This window comes from Polynucleobacter sp. GWA2_45_21 (assembly GCF_001830325.1).
Lineage (GTDB): Bacteria > Pseudomonadota > Gammaproteobacteria > Burkholderiales > Burkholderiaceae > Polynucleobacter.
Genome location: NZ_MHZG01000001.1, coordinates 324,105 through 344,573, shown reverse-complemented (window position 1 = coordinate 344,573; position 20,469 = coordinate 324,105). Strand labels below are relative to the sequence as shown.

The 20,469-nt window shown below is 43.4% G+C and carries 21 protein-coding genes; 19 read left to right on the top strand and 2 right to left on the bottom strand.

Annotated features, from left to right (window positions below; all coding sequences use genetic code 11):
- Positions 1-270: 270 nt before the first annotated feature.
- Positions 271-795, top strand: coding sequence for a hypothetical protein (locus tag A2X74_RS01785; RefSeq protein WP_293626619.1), 525 nt, complete (start codon positions 271-273; stop codon positions 793-795).
- A gap of 583 nt (positions 796-1,378) precedes the next feature.
- Here A2X74_RS01785 and A2X74_RS01780 read toward each other — a convergent pair.
- A complete protein-coding gene (locus A2X74_RS01780; protein WP_293626617.1) occupies positions 1,379-1,684 on the bottom strand; it encodes a hypothetical protein in 306 nt (101 codons plus the stop codon).
- Positions 1,685-1,828: 144 nt separating this feature from the next.
- On the opposite strand from A2X74_RS01780, the gene A2X74_RS01775 reads away from it, so the two are divergent.
- The 15 genes from A2X74_RS01775 to A2X74_RS01705 all read left to right on the top strand — a co-directional run bounded on the left by A2X74_RS01775 (position 1,829) and on the right by A2X74_RS01705 (position 16,467).
- Positions 1,829-2,269, top strand: coding sequence for a DUF6641 family protein (locus A2X74_RS01775; RefSeq protein WP_293626615.1), 441 nt, complete (start codon positions 1,829-1,831; stop codon positions 2,267-2,269).
- Positions 2,270-2,273: 4 nt separating this feature from the next.
- Positions 2,274-2,459 (top strand): hypothetical protein, encoded by a 186-nt coding sequence (locus A2X74_RS01770; RefSeq protein ID WP_293626613.1) that lies wholly within the window; start codon positions 2,274-2,276, stop codon positions 2,457-2,459.
- 912 nt (positions 2,460-3,371) lie between these two features.
- Positions 3,372-4,412 carry a DUF4325 domain-containing protein gene (locus A2X74_RS01765; RefSeq protein WP_293627802.1) on the top strand — a complete coding sequence of 347 codons (1,041 nt, stop codon included), beginning with the start codon at positions 3,372-3,374 and terminating at the stop codon, positions 4,410-4,412.
- A 329-nt stretch (positions 4,413-4,741) separates the two neighbouring features.
- On the top strand, positions 4,742-5,329 hold the full coding sequence (locus A2X74_RS01760) for an AraC family transcriptional regulator (protein ID WP_293627800.1): 588 nt from the start codon (positions 4,742-4,744) through the stop codon (positions 5,327-5,329).
- An 84-nt stretch (positions 5,330-5,413) separates the two neighbouring features.
- The gene (locus A2X74_RS01755; RefSeq protein ID WP_363925309.1) at positions 5,414-5,728 is read left to right on the top strand and encodes a helix-turn-helix domain-containing protein; all 315 of its coding nucleotides are present in this window, start codon (positions 5,414-5,416) and stop codon (positions 5,726-5,728) included.
- A 21-nt stretch (positions 5,729-5,749) separates the two neighbouring features.
- Entirely contained in the window at positions 5,750-6,166 is a 417-nt protein-coding gene (locus tag A2X74_RS01750) for a thioesterase family protein (protein ID WP_293627798.1), read from the top strand.
- 226 nt (positions 6,167-6,392) lie between these two features.
- Positions 6,393-8,048 (top strand): ATP-binding protein, encoded by a 1,656-nt coding sequence (locus A2X74_RS01745; RefSeq protein ID WP_293627796.1) that lies wholly within the window; start codon positions 6,393-6,395, stop codon positions 8,046-8,048.
- Positions 8,041-8,751: an esterase gene (locus tag A2X74_RS01740; RefSeq protein WP_293627794.1), complete on the top strand. Its 711-nt coding sequence runs from the start codon at positions 8,041-8,043 to the stop codon at positions 8,749-8,751. The genes A2X74_RS01745 and A2X74_RS01740 overlap by 8 nt, the downstream gene beginning before the upstream one ends.
- Positions 8,752-8,987: 236 nt before the next feature.
- Entirely contained in the window at positions 8,988-9,680 is a 693-nt protein-coding gene (locus A2X74_RS01735) for a DUF2461 family protein (protein ID WP_215364062.1), read from the top strand.
- A 225-nt stretch (positions 9,681-9,905) separates the two neighbouring features.
- Positions 9,906-10,337, top strand: a complete 432-nt coding sequence (locus A2X74_RS01730) for a DUF6306 domain-containing protein (RefSeq protein ID WP_293627789.1) — start codon at positions 9,906-9,908, stop codon at positions 10,335-10,337.
- 242 nt (positions 10,338-10,579) lie between these two features.
- Positions 10,580-11,698: an MFS transporter gene (locus A2X74_RS01725; protein WP_293627787.1), complete on the top strand. Its 1,119-nt coding sequence runs from the start codon at positions 10,580-10,582 to the stop codon at positions 11,696-11,698.
- 51 nt (positions 11,699-11,749) lie between these two features.
- Positions 11,750-11,962: a hypothetical protein gene (locus tag A2X74_RS01720; RefSeq protein ID WP_293627785.1), complete on the top strand. Its 213-nt coding sequence runs from the start codon at positions 11,750-11,752 to the stop codon at positions 11,960-11,962.
- Between the two features lie 281 nt (positions 11,963-12,243).
- Positions 12,244-13,629 carry an FAD-linked oxidase C-terminal domain-containing protein gene (locus A2X74_RS01715; RefSeq protein WP_293627783.1) on the top strand — a complete coding sequence of 462 codons (1,386 nt, stop codon included), beginning with the start codon at positions 12,244-12,246 and terminating at the stop codon, positions 13,627-13,629.
- Between the two features lie 117 nt (positions 13,630-13,746).
- Positions 13,747-15,699: a nitrilase-related carbon-nitrogen hydrolase gene (locus tag A2X74_RS01710; RefSeq protein WP_293627781.1), complete on the top strand. Its 1,953-nt coding sequence runs from the start codon at positions 13,747-13,749 to the stop codon at positions 15,697-15,699.
- 117 nt (positions 15,700-15,816) lie between these two features.
- Entirely contained in the window at positions 15,817-16,467 is a 651-nt protein-coding gene (locus tag A2X74_RS01705; protein ID WP_293627779.1) for a cupin domain-containing protein, read from the top strand.
- Between the two features lie 23 nt (positions 16,468-16,490).
- Here the strand turns inward: A2X74_RS01705 and A2X74_RS01700 are convergent, their stop codons facing one another.
- Positions 16,491-17,126, bottom strand: coding sequence for an NAD(P)H-dependent oxidoreductase (locus A2X74_RS01700; RefSeq protein ID WP_293627777.1), 636 nt, complete (start codon positions 17,124-17,126; stop codon positions 16,491-16,493).
- A gap of 180 nt (positions 17,127-17,306) precedes the next feature.
- On the opposite strand from A2X74_RS01700, the gene A2X74_RS01695 reads away from it, so the two are divergent.
- The 3 genes from A2X74_RS01695 (at position 17,307) to A2X74_RS01685 (ending at position 20,423) form a co-directional block, all read left to right on the top strand.
- The gene (locus A2X74_RS01695) at positions 17,307-18,077 is read left to right on the top strand and encodes a hypothetical protein (RefSeq protein WP_293627775.1); all 771 of its coding nucleotides are present in this window, start codon (positions 17,307-17,309) and stop codon (positions 18,075-18,077) included.
- A 52-nt stretch (positions 18,078-18,129) separates the two neighbouring features.
- Positions 18,130-19,836, top strand: a complete 1,707-nt coding sequence (locus A2X74_RS01690; protein ID WP_293627773.1) for an amidohydrolase — start codon at positions 18,130-18,132, stop codon at positions 19,834-19,836.
- A gap of 320 nt (positions 19,837-20,156) precedes the next feature.
- On the top strand, positions 20,157-20,423 hold the full coding sequence (locus tag A2X74_RS01685; protein WP_293627771.1) for a DUF1488 family protein: 267 nt from the start codon (positions 20,157-20,159) through the stop codon (positions 20,421-20,423).
- Positions 20,424-20,469 lie beyond the last annotated feature (46 nt).

The following is a 20,469-nucleotide window of genomic DNA, read 5'->3' as shown; positions in this document are numbered from 1 at the left end:
CTCTGTCAAATTAAAATCCTTCCAATAATCAATGGGATATGCTGTTTTAAAAGCGAAATGTAATGATTTGTATATTTCCTTACATATGAGTATTTATTGGATTTGTTGTGAATTGACTACAAAAAGACGCAGACTTGCGTACAGCGTCTATACGCTGTTTTAGGTAATCTCTACTAAGTAGATATTCGCAGAGATGTTTTAACTGCTTACAGCGTGGATTTGGTGGTAGAGTAAAGTTAATAAACTCGAAAATAAGAAAGGCTATATATGGTGGCTACAATTATTGTGGTTGTTGGGTTTGTAATGCTGCTTTGGGGAGGAGTTGTTGGTACTCAGGTTGGAATTTATGGGAATAGAGTTGCTAACTTTCCAACAATGATTATTGGTGGTGTGCTTGTGCTGTTCGGAATGATGTTGTTTATATTACATAAAAAATCACATGCTAATAAGGAATTGGCATCAGAAGAAATGACTTTTTCTGAAGAAAAAAATATTGATAATGATGCGTACAAAATATTTCTTACTAAAAAATATAACATCAATAAAAACCTTGCATTGAATAAGATAATTTGCAAAGATAAGTTATTTGATACTGTTGACGATGCCTTAAATTATGCGTACAAGTGCGATACGCCAAAAATAGAAACTGTAACTCGTAAAGCTCAGCCTGAAGTTGTAGATGCCATTTGTCCAAACTGTGATGCGCCAATTAACTCAAAGGATGTTGAATGCTGGCAATGTTCAGCTTCTTTTTCAGAGCAATCAAGCTGGAAGCCATTACCATTAAAAGGATAGCAATAAGGCATAAGGTGAATACTAGATTTTTTAAGAAGGGTCTTTATGTTTGTATCAATATTTACTGCTATTAGCGGATTGTTGTTAATCGGGTCATTCTTATATGGAAGCGCTGTTACACAAATTATTTTTTCAATTTGGTTTGTGGGTGGGTTAATTTCTGAGACAGTACAAAAGACAAATAAGCGTATTGATTAAGCAAGCCAACTTCGTTGCTTGCTGTGTCTTCGCTAAAGCTGTCGCTTTCGCTCGCCACACTTTCTTCAGCTCATTATTGATTTGCTTTTGCTTTGTTGTTTGACTGATTTTGGAGCAAACAACGGCTATATGCGACTTGTATAAAAGTAGCATTGATAGTCGTCGTTTGTATGTAATGTTCTGATTCCATCACATACAACTGTAAAAGAATTTAACGAGAGACGAATGTATTGAAACTCTCAACCAGTTTTTGCATTGGTTTGCTAAACAGTAATTCTGCGGCTCGCTCATATGTATCGCAACCTTTACAGCGATTGCTATACGAGCACGAAGTCATTAGCCGTTATATTCCACTTCGTGTTTTTGTCCTTTATTGCACAGTGACTTATCTGTGTGCGTCCATTGTGTTGTTCTTTCTAAACAGTTGCCTATTCAATTTTTTTCCTAAATTCAGCACTTTGTAAGCCATCGCCCTACAAGCCATATTCTGCTTGGACTTTATCTGCACGATTTTCGTATATGTCGTAAGTAAATTGAGCTGCTCACTGTTTAGCCAATTTGCGTGATGTTTGAGTAAGTTAGTTGCAACCATTTGTGCTTGCTGTAAGCATAAGTCCATTTTGTCCATATGCTTTATAGCAATACCATTTTGCTTTAACCAATCATTTGCTACTTTTTCGTCATTACGCATATATATATTTATACATAACCAAATGATTCGTTATATTTTCCATCCATTTATTTGGTATGACTATTGATTTGACCAAAATTTCTGGTTGTTCTCATTGCTTTCTCGAAACTATATTAAAGATGCTTACTTAAATAGGAGATTACTATGAGCACATTAGATGGATTAAAACTTAGCACAGCAAAAAAACCAGCACATATTCCAGCAGTAGTATTTCGTCGCAACAAACTATCGAATAAGCTGTGGGAGCAAATTCAATTAGCTAAAAGTCAAATTGATGGAACACAATTTGTTGTGAAAAAGTTCAGAAGTGTTGTTGATAAAGAAACTGGTTTGCGTAAGCAAGTTGAGATTCCTAAGCGTCTTCGTGAGTGGTGGTTTATGAATGAGCAAGGAAAGATGTGCGTAAACATTCGTTATGGAACGCAGATGATTGAACTTGCTAAAGGAAAATACAGCATTGAAGTAGATAGTGCATCAGCGTTGATTAAGGCGTTAGAGATTGTGAAGCAAGCTGTTGAGGCTGGAGAGCTTGACGCACAAATCAACAACGCAAGTGTCAATGTTCGCAAGGTGTTTGATAAGTAGATATATGCTCATCAAAGAAATTGCCACCATCAAGCCTATAAAGCCACTGACGCCACAGCAACAGCGTATTGACACGCTCAAGCAACAAGTTAAACGCAGTCAAGAAGCTGTGAAAGCAGAGCGTCAGCGTCAGAAGGTCGCTAAGGCACAAGCTCAGTTGGCTAAGGCTGGTCAGCAACTTTCTAGCTAGACTTAGGCATTATCTAGCACTCCCACCCTTGAAGGTATAAAGGTTTGATAGGATTAGCACAGTCAGAACATTCGTTAGCATAGAGAAACTATTACAATAGCCACCTATAGATTCCAACAAGGTTTATACGGGCCCATAGCTCAGTTGGTTAGAGCAGAGGACTCATAAGAGAGACAACCTCGTTGTATTTTGCTAAGAACCTAATAAACATAAGGGTCTTAGCGTGGTAAGGGTAGATAAGTTTGCTTGCACACCGCTTACACACCGAGGCAAGTTGTAAAGCAGTAGTTTTAGCCCAGTTTTATCGGGTTAAAAAGTGTAATTTTAGGGCCTATAGCTCAGTTGGTTAGAGCAGAGGACTCATGGCGTAAGTTGTGCCATATACGTGGAAACTGTATATGGGATGGTGTCAAATTCGGAGAAAGCTAAAGGTAGCCAAAAGCTGCACAAGCTAACGCCGAGCGAAGCTTAGTAGAAATACTTTGAACGTGTAGAGACTAGACGGCACCCATCTAAGTCGAGCAATCGATATGATGAAGGCATAGTCCAGGGAGTTAGGAAACTAACACAAACCGGAATCCTTTGGTCCCAGGTTCAAGTCCTGGTGGGCCCACCAGAAAAGCAAACCCTCATCAGCAATGATGGGGGTTTGTCATTTGAGCGATGCGTTAAGTAACGCTTATCAACGCGAGCATAGTGCCGTATGGCAATGTCGCTATAAGGTAGATAACAAGTGGATATGGGCTACTACTAAAGAGACTCAGTTTGAATTGGCAGTAAATAGAGTTAAATAGGCCTCAGAGTGCATATAAGCACTATTTATTGATGGTTTCTTGTCAATCCTTGATCAAAAACTTTACAATAATTTCATAAAACTTTACAATAATTTCATAAAACTTTACAAAAATAGACATGAAATTTGCCAATACAAAGCGCTCCCAAGAAGTACGTCAGTTCCTGGTGGATGGGGTCAAGGCCAATAGGCCTGACTTAGCTCATGCTGCAATGGAACAGTTTGGCCTGACAAGGCAGGCTATTCATGCGCATTTCGCAGCGTTGGTCAGGGATAGATTTTTAGCTTCCAGCGGCAGTACGAAGGCGCGTGTATATCAGTTGGGCACAAAGCGATTTCATGATGGCCTATTTAAATTAAAGGGGCTAGAGGAGTCTGAGGTCTATTCACGTGATTTTGGGGAAATATTTAATGACTTGCCTAAAGAAATTGCCAATATTTGCCATTACGGTTTTACTGAAATACTGAACAACGCTATTGATCACTCAGAGGGTACTGAGGTCTATATTCATGTAGAGAGAACACCCGATTTTGTTTCAATATCAATTGTTGATAATGGCGAGGGAATTTTTAACCACATCGCAAGATTATTAAAGCTGCACGATCCACGAGAGTCTATTTTGGAGTTGAGCAAAGGTAAGCTCACTACTGATCCAAGTAATCATACTGGGCAAGGAATCTTTTTCTCATCCCGAGCCTTTGATGAATTTTTTATTTTCTCTGGTGATTTAGTTTTTACGCATGCTGATGGTTCGGATATGGACTTCTTGCTTCATAACGAAAAGAGTCATAAAGGCACACGGGTGATCATGAAAATTGCACTCAACTCCCAAAGAACGCTACGTGAAGTATTTGATAGTTTTAGCGGAACGGAAGACGAGGATTACGCATTTAATAAAACCATTGTTCCAGTTAAGCTAGCTCTGTATGAAGGTGGGCAGCTTATTTCGCGTTCGCAGGCGAAAAGAATTCTAAATCGCGTGGATCGTTTTAAGACAGTGTTATTGGACTTTAAGGGTGTTGAGTCAATTGGTCAGGCATTCGCAGATGAAGTATTTCGAGTTTTTGTAAATCAAAATCCTCAAATTACTATTCACTCTATTAATGAGAGCCTAGAGGTCAAAAAAATGATTAAGGCTGCTCAAAGTAATTTGGGATAAAAACTGGACACCTCATTTAAGTGCGTAAGCACATGGTGAAAGCATAGTCCAGGGAGTAGTGAAAGCTAGGCAAACCGGAATCCTTTGGTCCCAGGTTCAAGTCCTGGTGTGCCCACCAGAAATGAAAATACCAACCTTCGGGTTGGTATTTTTTTGAGCCTTACTTTAAGTAACGGTTGTCTGATGGGCTAACTATTTATGTCTATTTTTTACCATCCAGACAATTTAAGCCATAGTAGAGTGTAAATAAGGCACAATATTTTCATATGTGGACATCATTTAATTCAATCATGGCGCTTAATTAGCTTGCTGTGTAGAGTGTCAATCCTATGCGTAAGATTACTATTGGCATCCTCGTATTTCCGCGCTTTCAACTGCTTGATTTAGCCGGTCCTTGCGATGCCTTTGGAGAGGTGAAGGTCCTGAGCAATGGTGAATCAGAGTATGAAATTTTCACTGTTGGCACAACTAGGGGTCCAGTACAGTCTTCAAGTGGAATTACCTTAACGCCTGATCGCACGATTTTTGATCCATGCCCTCATTTTGACACTTTGATTATCCCCGGAGGCCTCGGAATCTTTAATCTTCTTGAGGATTCCACTGTGATTGATTGGATTGTCAAACAAGGGGATGAGTGCAGAAGAATCAGCGCCATATGCAATGGAGTCTTCGCATTAGGTGCCGCAGGAATGATTAATGGCAAGACAGTCACCACTCACTGGATGGATGTCCCGCGATTAGCCAGTATGTTTAAACGTGCTGTTATCGAGCCAGATCGTATTTTCGTAAAAGATGGCCATATCTATACGACTGCTGGGGTAACTGCTGGTATAGATTTATCGCTCCTTTTTATTGAGGAAGATATTGATAAGAAGATGGCGCTTGATGTAGCCAAATATTTGATTGTGTATTTGTGAAGATCTGGAGGGCAAAGTCAATTTAGCCCATTACTTGAATCTCAAGCTGCTGAAAATTCCGTAGTCGCATCTGTCCATAGCTATATTCTTGGCAATCCCGAGGCTCGTCATACTTTAGAGTCAATCTCCGAGCATTTAAATATGAGTCCAAGAAATTTAACTCGTATTTTTAAGAAAGAATGCGGCATGACTCCGATGAATTACGTAAATGATGCTCGTATCGATTTTGCACGGCGATATCTTGAGTCAACAGATATGGGATATAGGGATATAGCTCAGCGTTGTGGCTTAGAGAGCGCCGAAGCTCTTCGCAGAATATTTGTCCGAAGGTTGGGTATTACTCCGCTGGAGTATAGAGAGCATTTTCGCTCCTCAAATGAAGATATTGAATCGAATTAAATTGTTAGAGTTAGGTTTGCAATGAAGACTTCCCTAAAACCTGGCATTAAATACGAATACAAATTCATGGTGACTGATGCGCAAACTGTTCTTGCTATGTATCCAGAGTCCAAAGAAGCAGCAGTGAGGCCTGAAGTTTTTGCCACAGGTTTTTTGATTGGGTTTTTGGAGTTGGCTTGTGTCAAGGCTATTACTTCTCATCTAGATTGGCCCGAAGAGCAGGCAGTTGGTACTTTCATTAGCGTCACGCATGAAGCAGCCACTCCTCCTGGCATGGAAGTTACAGCGAAGGTTGAGTTAACTGAGGTACGTGGCAAGAAGCTCATCTTCTCTGTTGAAGCCTATGATGACGTGGAATTAGTATCCAAAGGATGTCATGAGAGGATCATCATTAATAAGAGGCAGTTTGAAGAGAGAACAAGATCTAAGTTGAGTTGAAAAGCTATGTGAGTTTCTTGATGACGCTGAAGAAGTTCAAACGTATGCAGGCAAGTCAACACATAAAAGAAAAGATCAAAAATGGGATGGCTGGAGTCGGCGTCGTAAGTCATCTGCGGGCGCACACCACACCCGAAATGGACCCTATTTTGACCCACATTGACTGCAGTCAAGCATGTTTCAGACCTAACTTTTTATGATTTAGTAAAAGGAGTAAAAAGAGCACATGGAATTCGAAATACCAGAAACCCTGGCCAATGAGCTACTTGGAACGATCGATGAAGATTCACTGCTTGCTAAGCGGCTGAGCGAGTACGGCCTTTCCCGAGGCAAACGTGTGGTGCCCAGCCACCTTTTCGACGCCGCCTCACTTAACACACTCTACGGCCTGTGCCGAACGGCCAACGAGCGTGGGTTAATGTTCCAAATGTTGGCGCTGGACAATATCCACGCCGCGCCAGCTGCCCGAAAAATTCCTAGCTTGGAGCATCTGATCCCTGGTCTGATCGCTTGGCTGTCGCGTGACATGATAGATGGCTGGCTCTATAAGCTCGGCAAGGATGGTGTGTTGCTGCCCTGGCTGGTCCATTCCATGCGCTTTGTGCAGCCTGTCGATAGTGCGGCTTATGTCATCATCGGCCTTCTGGCTAATACCTTGCAGGCTGCAGAACGGGGGCCGGTTACCGATCCGAGGCTAAGGCGTACTGGCATGACCAACAGCATCACCTTTTATGCTGAAGATATTCTGGATTGCACGATTCCCGAATTGATGACAGGTTATGGTTACTTTAAAGAATGTGCCGAATTCAAGAATGAATACGAGAGACACTTAAAGCGTTTCATGCAGATGCAGCCGAAGTTTGGTGCGCAGTTTACTGTTTCTGGTGCAGTCTGGATGTCCAGCGAAGGGTCTCGTCCACAACTCGAATGCATGCGGTTGCAGGCAGGCACAACTGCCCGATGCGTCAATGACGAAGAGCTGCTAGAACGCCACTTTGACACGACTGCCGATGCAAGCTTCTGGCGCGGAAGCGGTATCAGCGAGGGTTTTGAACGAATTCCCCAGCATTGCTATCTACACCTATTCCACTTGGATTACCACCGCAGCATATGGGTGCATGTGCAAAATGTTGAGTCGTATCGTTACAAGCCAGAATTGCGTGACAAGCTGGTTCTGCCGCATGCTCATCGCGAGCTGATTGATATCTTGACCGCTGATCGTAACTTCCTAATGGAGGACATCGTCGAGGGTAAGTCGGGCGGCACAACCATTCTGTGCAAAGGCGCGCCTGGCTTAGGCAAGACGCTGACAGCAGAGGTCTATGCCGAGGTTGTCCAGAAACCACTATACCGCGTACATTCTGGTCAACTCGGCGTGACGGCAAGCTCAGTAGAAGCCAGCCTGTCGAAAATCCTGCGGCGCGCTGCGCGCTGGGACTCGGTGCTGTTGCTCGACGAGGCCGACGTCTACATTCGCCGCCGCGATAACGATCTGCAGCACAACGCCATCGTCGCTGAGTTTTTGCGTACCCTTGAGTACTTCAATGGTTTACTGTTCATGACTACCAACCGCGTAGCCGACATTGATGACGCTGTCTTGTCGCGCTGCATCGCCATCATTCAGTTTGAGACACCGACACAAGAGCAGGCGAAACAACTATGGAAATCGCTAGCGCAGCAGTTCAACACCGAACTGCCCGACGACCTAGTTGAGCGCTTGGTAATAACCTACGCAGCTGCCAGTGGCCGCGATATTAAGGAGTTACTCAAACTGACACTCAAGTTTTGCAAGGGTAGGAATTTATTGCTTAGTGAGGAAGCCTTTGCTCAGTGCGCGGCTTTCCGCAGCATCGGTAAATCCGTCGAGGATGGCAATGTTTGACGCATCTTTCCTGGGAGATTCGCTGCTGGGCCGGCTCAGTTTTCGATCCGGCACTGTACCCGATAAGCAAGCCTTGCCCGCTGGTCGTCACGACCTGGGTATTGCTAGCGAGCGCGACGCTGTATTGATCGTGCCGGACGGCCTGCAGCCTGGAGTTCCAGTTCCTCTGCTGGTGATGTTTCATGGCGCTGGTGGCAGCGCCGAGAAGGTGCTGCCATTCGTGATCGACCACGCGTATCAGCATGGCTTTTTGCTTCTGCTGCCGCAGTCTCAGTTTCCGACTTGGGACTTAGTTGTGGGCGGTAACGGCCCAGATCTAGAGCGGCTGGATAAAGCATTACGCGAAGTGGCGTCACGTTTTTCTATCGATCCATGCCGCTTGGGATTTGCTGGGTTTTCAGATGGAGGCAGCTATGCGCTGTCAGTAGGCTTGACCAATGGCGACGTCGTTAGTCACGTGATCGCATTTTCCGCAGGATTTATGTCAGTCTTTCAGCAAAATGGTACACCCCGCATCTTCATCGCTCACGGTTTGGAAGACGAGCAGCTGCCAATTGAAACTAGTGCCCGTCCTCACGTAGCCAAACTTAAGGCCGCAGGTCATGACGTAACCCCCTTGGAATTCAGAGGCCCGCACCGCATCGAGCCGTCAGTGGTTGCGTTGGCAATGGATTTCTTCCTGAAACCGACAGCGCAGCTGTAACAAGCAACGCTTAAAGCGGCCAATAGCGGACGGTAGAGCAGAGGGTCGAAAATCCTTGTGTCGGTGGTTCGATTCAGTCCCGGGCCACCAAGATTCTATAAACCACCTTCGGGTGGTTTTTTTGTTTCTGTGTTGGTTGGTGTCTTCCACGTATTACCTGCCCCCTTTAAGTAGAATGATGCTAATAAGAGAAACATGTTTTATTTAGATTAATTCAATACAAGATTGGAAAAGCTATGAGTATTAAATTTTCAAAGCAGACTCTTCCTTTCATGACTGAGGCTGGTAAACAAACAGATCCAACTTGGCTCGATAAGAATCAAGAAAGCTACGAAACACTCGTAAGGCAGCCTTTTATTGATTTAGCGGAGCGACTTAAGACTTCGTTACAAAGTAGCGTTCCAGATTATCACTTTCCTACAAAAGGAATTGGTAGGATTAAAAAGAATGCCAATAAGATTGTGCGTGGCAGTACCTGCTATAAAAGCTGGTTATCTATTTCGATTGCGAAACCTTCTGAGTCTCGCTTTGAAAGAAACCCACACTTATTCTTTGGCATTCTTCACAATATCCCTCCATACATGGGGGTAGTTGTCGCCGGTGGGCTCTTTATGCCATCTGGCCCCCAATTAAAAAAGATGAGGGAGGCGATAGCAAAAGACGCTCGGCCTTTCCATGCCTTATTTGCTGACCCAGCTTTCAAGTCACGCTTTAAGACAAATTTTTCTCGTGAGAACGTAGCCTCTCGCCCTCCACGCGGTTTTGATCCAAACCATCCGGATATGGATTGGCTTATGCTCAAAAACTTCTTAGTTGTAAAGACACTCAGTGACACAAAATTCACATCTTCAAACTTGGTGCCATCGGTGGTTGAGGACTTTAAGCAATTAATTCGCCTTAATCGATTAATTGAAAAAGCAATCAGATAGAAAAGAGAATTAAATCATTATCAATTCGTGTCGTTTTAAACGACAGTCCAGAGCTAGAGTCAAGAACCCTTTTCCCTGGTCGATTCTGTCCCGAGCCATGACACTCTCCCAATTTTGGTAAGTTTGGCTGTTTTCATATGCAGTATGAGCAAATCGCCCTAGAATGGTCACAAATACATGAGATATTGCTAGGAAATAAGCATCCCATTCACAAGAGGTCATCATATGCATGATTTATCAGCATTAAATCCAATTAGCGGCGATGAGCTGATTGCTGCCCTAAATGAATTGCTGGAGGCGGAAAGGGCTGGCGCTCGAGTAACCTTGGAAACAGCCAATCAAATAAAGAGTCACGAATTAGCTCCGTTAGTCACCGATATTCAACACGATGAAGTGCGCTGGTGCAAGATGTTGCTCGGAATTATTGGATCACTCGGTTTTTCGCCATCAACTGCCACGGGTGAATTTTATGAAAAAGCGATCTCCATTGAAGATCTCAAGGAACGCTTGCTTTTTTTGAATCGAGGGCAGGCATGGGTAGCACGACGTCTAGAAAAATTAATTCCAAGAATTCAAGAGCCGAATATTCGCTTTCAGCTACAAGCGATGCTTGATGCTCATGTTCTCAATATTCGTCGGGTCGAGGAGAGTATTTAGGCCTCAAATGATTTTTAGTTTGGATCAAATAATGCATGCCTTAATGGCTTCAAGATCAATAGCGTGATATTGAAAACCTAAATAAAAATCGTTAAATATTTTTTAGTTTTGGGATTAAGGTCGTAACATAATGAAGTTGCTTCGACTGTCACTAATTTTTTTATCCTCAATTGACTAATACGACAACTTCTCGACCCATAAGTCCTAATTTAGCCTCACTATTGATTGTAATTGCGGAGTTGATGGGTACCTCTTTGTGGTTTTCTATCAATGGAGTGGCTGACAATTTAATAGAATCGTGGAGCACCAATCTTGCAGGCATAGGCATACTTACCAATGCTGTGCAACTCGGTTTTGTGGCAGGTACTTTGGTCTTTGCCTTTAGTGGGATGGCAGATCGGTACAAGCCCAGCCATATTTTTTCTGCATGTGCTCTACTTGGGGCATTATTTAACGCTGCATTTGCTATCTGGGCTGACAGTATTTTGGTAGGTTCTTGCTTACGCTTTTTAGTTGGAATTTGTTTGGCCGGTATCTATCCAATTGGTATGAAGCTCATCATGACTTGGGACCCCCAAAAGGCGAGCTCGCGCATTGCTCAATTGGTTGGAATGCTAACGCTGGGAACAGCAATTCCGCATGCTACCCGTTACTTCGGTGTCGATTGGCCTTGGCAAGAGGTTATTCTTTTATCTTCCTTCTTCGCTCTGGTTGCAATGGGAATGATTTTCTGGCTCGGTGATGGCCCTCATCTCAAATTAGGCAGTACTTCACGAATCAAACTAAGCGGCTTTCGTGAACTCTTTGCAATTTCAGAATATCGTCGATCTGCTTTGGGATATTTCGGTCACATGTGGGAGCTCTATGCATTCTGGGCACTTGTGCCATTTCTGATTGCTAGCACCTATTCAATTCAGAATCCGATTCATTTATCGGGGCTAGCATTCTCAGTAATCGGGATTGGCGCAATTGGCTGCTTTCTTGGAGGGCAACTTAGCAAATCTATTGGGGGAGTGAAAGTTGCCTCAACAGCTTTGGCGCTATCGGGAATTTGTTGTCTACTGTATCCATGGATTTCTGGATTACCGTTATGGGCACAAATTCTCTTTTGGGGCAGTTGGGGAATGAGTGTCGTCGCTGATTCGCCACAATTTTCAGCGCTATCAGCACAAGCATGCCCGCCCGAGATTGTCGGTACTGCACTTACTATTCAAAATGCAATTGGCTTTACGATAACGATGATCTCAATTCAAATCAGTATCGTAGTCTTACCATTTATGAATCAATACATCACCTGGCTATTGCTGCCGGGCCCTGTGTTGGGACTCATTTTTCTGAATCGACTTTCAAAGCGTAGTTAATAAACATGCGATGTACCGAAGCTGTTAAGTCGAATAATACGAGGAGCCATCATGACTACCTCTTCAACACAATGTGACAGTAATTTTTTAGAAATTGGGGCAACGGATTTTGATTTCTCTCCAAGAAGCATACCTCTTAAGCGTTACTTAAAGAAACGCTTATCAATCTTCAAAAAAAGAACTTTGGAGAAACGAAGTGCTAGATGGTTGCTCCAAAAATCCTTTGGTTTTGAAAACCAAAGAGTGACTCCACACTTCTTTTAAATCCACGAATTTGCTTACACATTTACTTACACACCGACATTGACCACCCGCAGAGCCTCTTTTTATAAGGGTCTATCTTGGGTTTCTGCTCTCATAATCCTTTGGTCCCAGGTTCAAGTCCTGGTGGGCCCACCAGAAATGCAAACCCTCATCAGCAATGGTGAGGGTTTTGTCATTTGAAGGTTGATTGAAGCAATGTTTATATTTTTGCTTGTGAGAGCTAATTTAACGCTGATAATATCCAATAGAACAGATAAATCTATTGAAAGAGAGTTCCTGGGATGTTATTGCCTCTGGGAGTAATTACAGAATTACAAGCCCTTCTGGGCGATCGCTTTAGCATGGCAAAGGCGGTGCGAGATCAACACGGGCGTGACGAATCACCTTATCCCGAATTGGCTCCAGACGCCGTAGTATTTGTCCAGACCAATGAAGAAGTGGCTTGTGTAGTTAAGCTATGCAATGAACATCATGTGCCAGTAGTAGCTTATGGTGCAGGGTCATCCTTAGAAGGGCATGTATTGCCGATTCATGGTGGAATATGTCTCGATCTAAGTCAAATGAATGCCATTCTAGAAATTTCACCCGATGATTTTCTAGTGACTGTACAGGCTGGAGTGCTGCGTAAGCAGCTCAATCAGGAAATCAAAGATCAGGGATTATTCTTTCCTGTAGACCCTGGGGCAGATGCCAGTATTGGCGGAATGTGTGCCACCCGCGCCTCTGGAACTAATGCTGTGCGCTACGGCACCATGCGTGAGAATGTCGTCGCTTTAACTGTAGTCACTTCCGCTGGAGCTATCATTCGAGTTGGTTCTCGTGCACGTAAATCATCTGCTGGATATGATCTAACGCGGCTTTTTATTGGCAGTGAAGGTACCCTCGGAATCATTACAGAAATTACCTTAAAGCTTTACCCCTTGCCAGAGGGAATTTCTGCCGCAACATGTGTTTTCCCATCAGTGAGCGCTGCGGTTCAAGCGGTTATTGCCATTATTCAATACGGCATTCCGATTGCGCGTGTTGAGCTAGTGGATGAGACTGCTATAACGGCGATAAACCGCTATGCCAAGTTGAGTCTGCAGGAGAGACCAACCCTATTTTTTGAGTTTCATGGATCGCCGCTTGGCGTGCAAGAGCAAGCTGAAAATACTCAATCGATATGTTCAGAATTCGATGGAAGTGGTTTTGAGTGGTCCGCAAATCCAGAGGATCGAACCAGGCTGTGGCAAGCTAGGCACAATGCTTATTACGCCTGTTTACAAATGCAAGCCGGAGCGCGCATCCTCAATACTGATATTTGTGTGCCAATCTCCAAGTTGGCGTATTGCATTGATCGGGCTCGAGATATGCTCAATCAATCCTATTTAAAGAGCACCATACTAGGCCATGTAGGTGATGGTAATTTTCATGCCTTGATCATCATTGATCCCAATCGTAATGAGGATATTCAAGAAGCAGAGAGATTGAATCGACTTATTGTTCAAGATGCCCTTAGTGTTGGCGGGACATGCACAGGTGAGCATGGGGTAGGCATGCATAAAATACAATTTATGCTTGAAGAGCATGGTGCCGATGCGATTGAATACATGCGTGCAATCAAAGCAGTATTTGATCCAAACAACATCCTTAATCCAGGGAAAATGCTTCCCGCACTACCTCTTTAACAACTTGAAGTTTTAAGTGTGTGCTGTAGTTACTCATCTCTATTGGAAAGCCACCTTCGGGTGGCTTTTATTTAAATAGCACGTAGCAATGAATATCCCTAGTATCTGATATAGTTTTTGAAGCCAAGCCAAGCCAAGCCAAGCCAAGCTAAGCCAAGCCAAGCCAAGCCAAGCCAACCCATCAAGCCCATGAAAAAAATTACAGCATCCCTCATTACTTTTTTAGCCTTCTTCCCAGTCATGATTCATGCTGCAGAAATTAAGGTTGCTGCCGTCGAATTTAATCCTGTTGAACAGAATGTACAGGCCAATATCGATGGGATAGTCACGAAAGTAACGACTGCCTCTCAGAATGGTGCTAAGTTAATTGTTCTGCCAGAGGTTGCTGTAACAGGTTGGATTATCGCCAGTAAAAAGGACTCGGATACGATTCCAGGTAAAGCGACTGCAGCGATGGAAAAGATTACGAAGAAATATAACAACTATGTTGTGATTGGCTTATATGAAAATGATCCTGTAACCGGATTAACTCACAATGCAGCTGCTCTTATAGGGCCAAAGGGATACATCGGTAAATACCGTAAAAATCAATTACCCCCTGGGGATTTTGAAGCGGCTACACCTGGAAATCTTGGCTTCCCCGTCTTTGACACTGAGATTGGCAGGATAGGAATGCTGATTTGTTTCGATGATAGCCGCCTACAGTCTCTATTGCTTCCCAGTTTGCGTGGAATGGATATATTGGCTATACCAATTGGCTCCGATGCAATGCCTAAGTTTGAAAAAGCAAGCATTGGAAATCACTCAACCATTGCAAATATTGCTACGTTGTCACCTTGGATTGGCATCAATACTGTTGCTACAAATCAAGCTGGCTTAGTCCGCATTCCAAAAATTCAATTTGTTGATCAGTTCGTTGGTGGCTCCTCTATTATGAGCAGTAGTGGTAAACAGCTCGCTAGTTCAAAGGCATCCACTTGGACTAAGCCTCGAGATCCTCAGATCATATACGCCACAATTGATACAGCTAAAAAGAGTGATCAAAAAGAATTCTGGTTAAAGAATCGCAGACCCGAGCTGTATGGCATCTATAACTTATATAAAGCGCCGGATGATCCAGCGACTAATAACTCTCAGAATCAAATTGCAGCCCTTTTAGTTCAATATGATCCGGTCAATGGGGATGTTAGTGCCAATGCTAAAAAAGTGGATGGTTTGATTAATGCCAATCCCAATGGATTTAATATCGCAGTTCTGCCATTCAATTCATTTTTGGGAAAAGTAGCCCTAAATAAGTCTAATATTTCTCAATATGCTGAGGCTCTTGACGGTAAGAGCGCATCATTGGCTGCTGATATTGCAAAAAAATATAAGACTTATCTTTTATTTTCAATGCCAGAATCAAAGGATGGAAAGTACTATGAAACTGCGATCCTGCTTGACTTCAATGGTAAGCAAGTTGGCGTGTATCGTAAATCACATTTAAATGCTGAGGAGCAGAAGTGGGCCACGGCCGGGAATGATCTCCCTGTATTCAGTACTAATGACTTAGGTAGAGTCGCTGTCATGCTCAATGATGAGGTGCGCATTCCTGAGCTAACGGAAGTTTATGCTTTAAATAGGGCAAATCTTATCCTGATTCCAGCAATGTACGATGGCAAGGCGTATGGCGGTGAAGTGAATATTCCTAAGGGATTGGTGCCGGCAGCTAGCAATCGAGGCATGTATATGTGGTTTGATATTGCAAAGTACTCTCAAGCCTATACGCTTGTAGCTAACTATCTTCCAAAAGAGTCTGGCGAATTTGCTGCCAGTGCCTTGTATTCATTGGTGCCAGAGGAAGGTTTCTACCCTCCTAATATTGCGCCTAATAAAGAGATAGCGCACCAAGTTTTATTTTCAACGAATCTACAAAATAACTTATGGATTAATCAACAAAAGCTAGTGGTGGCTAGACGTTGGGATCAAGCTACGCCTTTAACTCTAGACCATCAAGGTGCTTGTTTTAAAGAATGGCAAAAAGATTCTACCAATCCAGAAATGTGCCCGAAGGCAGCTGGTAGAAAATAGCAATCAAACTGTCCAACTGTTGTGGGTCAGTTCATTCGGGTGGTTTTTTCTCATTTGAGCAGCAATTCTGTTCCATTGTTATTCTTATACCCAATCATTAATTACTGAAAATATTTTATGGATATTCATTCTGACTACAGTAAGCGTGTAGTACTGAATCATCATGATCTCAATTGGGCATCAAGTCCTGCAAAGGGTGTTGAGAGACGCATGCTTGATCGACAGGGTGATGAAGTAGCGAAAGCTACCTCAATCGTTAGATACGAACCCGGGGCGAAATTTCCAGTCCATACCCATGAATTTGGAGAAGAGATCTTGGTGTTGGAGGGGGTGCTTAGTGATGAGACTGGCAACTACCCAGCCGGTACCTACATCATGAATCCTCCTGGCTCATCTCATGCGCCTTTTAGTGAGAAAGGCTGCACTCTTTTTGTAAAGTTACGACATCTGGGGCCTGAGCAGATTGAGCGTGAGATTGTCGATACCCACTCTGCGCCATGGTTTCAGGGGATGGTGCCTGGTTTAACCGTAATGCCTCTGATGAGGCAGGGTGCGGGCTCTACATTAGTCAGGTGGGCGCCGCAAACTTACTTCAACCCACATAAGCATTATGGTGGCGAAGAGATTTTTGTAGTCGATGGCGTATTTGAGGATGAGCATGGACGCTATCCAGCTGGTTCATGGATTCGCAGCCCGCATATGAGCTTGCATCAACCTTTTAGTAAAGAAGGTTGCACGATCTTTGTGAAGACCGGGCATTTAATCTAGATTGAATGCAAGCTGATATTGCTTTATTTAATCCAAGAGATGAATTGCTCTTTTGCTCTCCGTACCTTTTTGAGTTTGACAAGCCAATCCTCATCGGCATTGCGATATCCCAAGGGAAGCAAGATCACACTTCTTAAGCCCTTGGCAGGCAGATCCAGAATGTCATCCACTGCGCTTGGATTAAAGCCTTCCATAGGAGTGCAGTCCACCTGTTCATAGGCGGCAGCAATTAAAGCTGTGCCTAAGCCAATATAGGCCTGCTTAGCAGCGTGGGTGAAGTTTGTTTCAGCGTCTCTAGCGGGATATGCTTTCAGGAGCATTTGGCGGTATGCAGTGCCTGACTCGCTTGTAAAGTTACGAATGGATTCAGTCATATCAAAGGCGGCATTGATGCGATCTGCGGTGTAGTTATCCCATGCAGCAAAAACGAGTAAATGGGAGCAATCAGTGACTTGAGACTGATCATTAGCAGCTGCTCTAATCTTCCGGCGAATATCTTTATTGGTAATAACAATCACTTCGTAGGGCTGAAGTCCGCTTGAGCTTGCAGTCAGGCGGATAGCCTCGAGGATTTGCTCGACCTTACTTTCTGGAACCAGCTTTGTGGCATCCATCTTTTTAGTCGCGTAGCGCCACTGCAATTTATCAATTAAGCTCATTTTTGATCCTTTTAGGGGTATGTATGGTTGTTTCAAATGAGTTTAGCGGAGCCTAGGCTTAATTGCAGAGTCACCAACATTATTGGGGTTTCCAATAAGCCTTTAAATAGGTAAAGCCATTTAAAATAACGATTGTCATTTTTATCGCCTTCCTAATTAACTCTGAATTACTCACCCCTTATGAAAAACTCCCTCTTTAAGGCTTTCTTTGGAATCTTCGCGCTACTAGCTTCCTCAAGTTTTGCTCTTGCCCAAGAAGTATCTCCAATTCCCAAGGCCTCAAATGAGTGGCGCTTTGAAATCACACCCTATCTTTGGGCTTCTGGGATTAAGGGTACTCTTGGCCTAGATAGTGGGTTGGCTAAATCCGCTGACTTTACATCTAACGATGTGGTGAGTAATCTCAAGTCGGGCGGCATGATTTCAGCCGAGGCACATAAGGGTCAGTGGGGTGTGATGGGTGATGTAGTATCTGCAACATTGCAAAAAACTGGTGCGATTCCAAACACTGGAGACACAGTCGGCGACAAGATTACACTTCAGCAAACAATCTTAACGGGCGTTGCTACCTATACAGTAGCCAATACTAAAGATGCATATGTAGATGCCATGCTCGGAGCACGTGCAATTTATGCAACCGCAACTTTGAATGTCAATGGGTATGGCACCGCATCTAAGACCACATCTACTGTTGATCCTATAGTGGGCGCAAAAGGCCGCTATCGCATTGCAGACACTAGTTGGTACATCCCTGCGTATGCTGATATTGGTAGCGGCGGTGGCACTACTAACCTAACATGGCAGGTAATGGCCGGCGTTGGAAAATCATTTGGCAGCTTGGTTGATGCCTCGTTAACTTATCGCGCACTCTATTACGATATGAAAGCTGGTGGTGTATTGCAAAAGACCACTATGCAAGGCCCTCAAGTGGCAGTAACTTTCAAATTCTAAGTAAGTCTCAAATAAGCCTCAAATAATCGCCGTTCACATCTAGGAAATAAGTATGAAATTCGCACCCAAGTTACTCGCATCCCTTTTGATTGCTCACTGTGCATTTGCATTTGCTAAAGGCAATGCAGATACTATTTTTTATGGTGGCCCTATCGTCACCGTTAATGCGAAGAACGAAGAAGTTCAAGCATTAGCTGTCCAAAATGGCAAGATTGTTGCAGTCGGGACTAAAGACGCAGTTACCAAAGAGTGGCAGGCTGGCAATACTAAGGCCATTGATCTGCAAGGCCAAACACTGATGCCGGGCTTTGTAGAGCCTCACGTGCACATCATGGTGACTGCGGTCTTTGAAGGCTTGGGATTGAATTTAAGTAACTTCACCTTGCCTTATGACACTAAAGAAACTTTAATTCAAAAAATGAAAGCAGGACTAAAGAATGTGCCTGCTGGTGGTTGGTTATTTGGTTTTGGTGTTGATCCATCACGTACCACGCCATTTATGGCAGAACTCACTGCTGATGATTTGGATAAGGTATCCACTACAGTTCCTATTTTTATCGTCAATCAATCTGGTCATATCGGCTACGTTAATCACAAGGCTTTAGAACTTGCCGGTATTACAAACAAAACCCCAAATCCAGCTGGCGGCGGTATTTATGTGAAAGATGCAAAGGGTCAACTCACTGGCAAGCTAGTGGAGCCACCAACTTATTTACCATTTATGGCCAAAATGCCAAACCCAACAGAAGAGCAATTGTTTGCTGCTATTGAGGGCACCATGAAGAAAATGGCATCCACTGGAGTAACAACAGCCTCCGATATGAGTGTTGGTGGTAATTTTGGTGTTGATAAAGAAGTGGCTATTTATAAAGCTATTTTTGCAAAGAATGCACCACCGATTCGGGTGCGCGGATACTTATTTAGCGAGACCTTACCTGTTGGATATAAAGCCATTAAGCCCAATGATGGCGATGATAAGTTGCGCTTCATTGGCGTTAAATACATTACTGATGGGTCTACTCAAGGCTTAACTGCCGCGCTCAATCAGCCATATAGCTATCCCAAAGATAGCAAATGGAGTGGTTCACTCAACTTTAAAGATGCAGATATTTATGCATCCATGAAGTCGTATTTTGATCAAGGATGGCAGATTTCTTCGCACTCCAATGGTGATAAAGCAATTGATCAGGCTTTAAATAGCTACGCTAAATTATTGGCAGGGAATCCTAAGCCGCAAGAGCGTCGTCTGCGTATTGAGCATTTCACGGTCAATCATCCAGAGCACGTTAATAAGGCTGTCAAATTGGGTGTAATACCAAGCTTTACTATTGGCCACGTTGATTACTGGGGCGCAGCCTTTAATAACCACATCATTGGGCCTGAGCGTGCTGAGCGTATTGACCCGGCTGGAGACTTTAAGCGTGCAGGCGGTAAATTTACGCTGCATAGTGACTCGCCAGTTTCCAATGTTGGCCCTTTGAACTATGTGAGCGAAGAAGTAACACGTTTATGGCAACTGCCTCCGCAGAAAGTGCTTGGACCAACTCAGGCCGTTTCTGTTGATGATGCGATTCGTGCGATTACGATTGATGCCGCATATCAAATCTTTGCTGATAATATTGTTGGTAGCTTAGAAGTCGGCAAGCAGGCTGACTTGGTGATATTGGAGAAGAATCCACGCAAGACACCACCTGCAGAAATTCGTAATATCAAAGTCAAGGCAACTTGGGTTGATGGTAAGCAGGTGAGTCTTAAGTAAGTCCTGATCGGTACAGTTTGCAAAAGAAACACTCGCTGATGCGGGTGTTTCTTTTTAGGGTATCAGATAATCAAATTCTCTTTGCCTGCAAAGGGGATTTATTAAAGATATCGGCCGAGGAATTATTGCGCCGATCTGCCCAGCTCAGTAAATCCCATGAAATTCATCTTCCTAGAACGGCGCAGAATTTTCTTTTACAATGAAATTTGACCCATTCTGAGTGCGATGGATAGATCTTTGATATAAATCAACACTTCCATGTCAAATAAGACCACAATAAGAAAGCGATTTGTATATTTCTAAATAAAGTGAGTCTTATAATGAAGCTTGAGTTTATTGGCCCTGCCAGCCTATTAGAGAATGGCAATGTGGCATTTCCGGCATTACTTGATGCCAAGCCAATGCAATGTGTTTTTAGCTTTGAAGCGCTGCAAGATTTGGATGCAGATGGAGTTGAAAAGGATTCTTTGCGTTTATTCCAGAATCATCAGCTAAAGCTTTTATCGATTGCGGAAAATAAAATTTTAGCCGGTCACGCTGTAGATGGTGCAGTACATGTGTTTAGTCACGACTTAGTTTTAGATTAAGCATTTCCGGTCTACCGCATTTAATATTTTGTTGTTTTATTTAGAA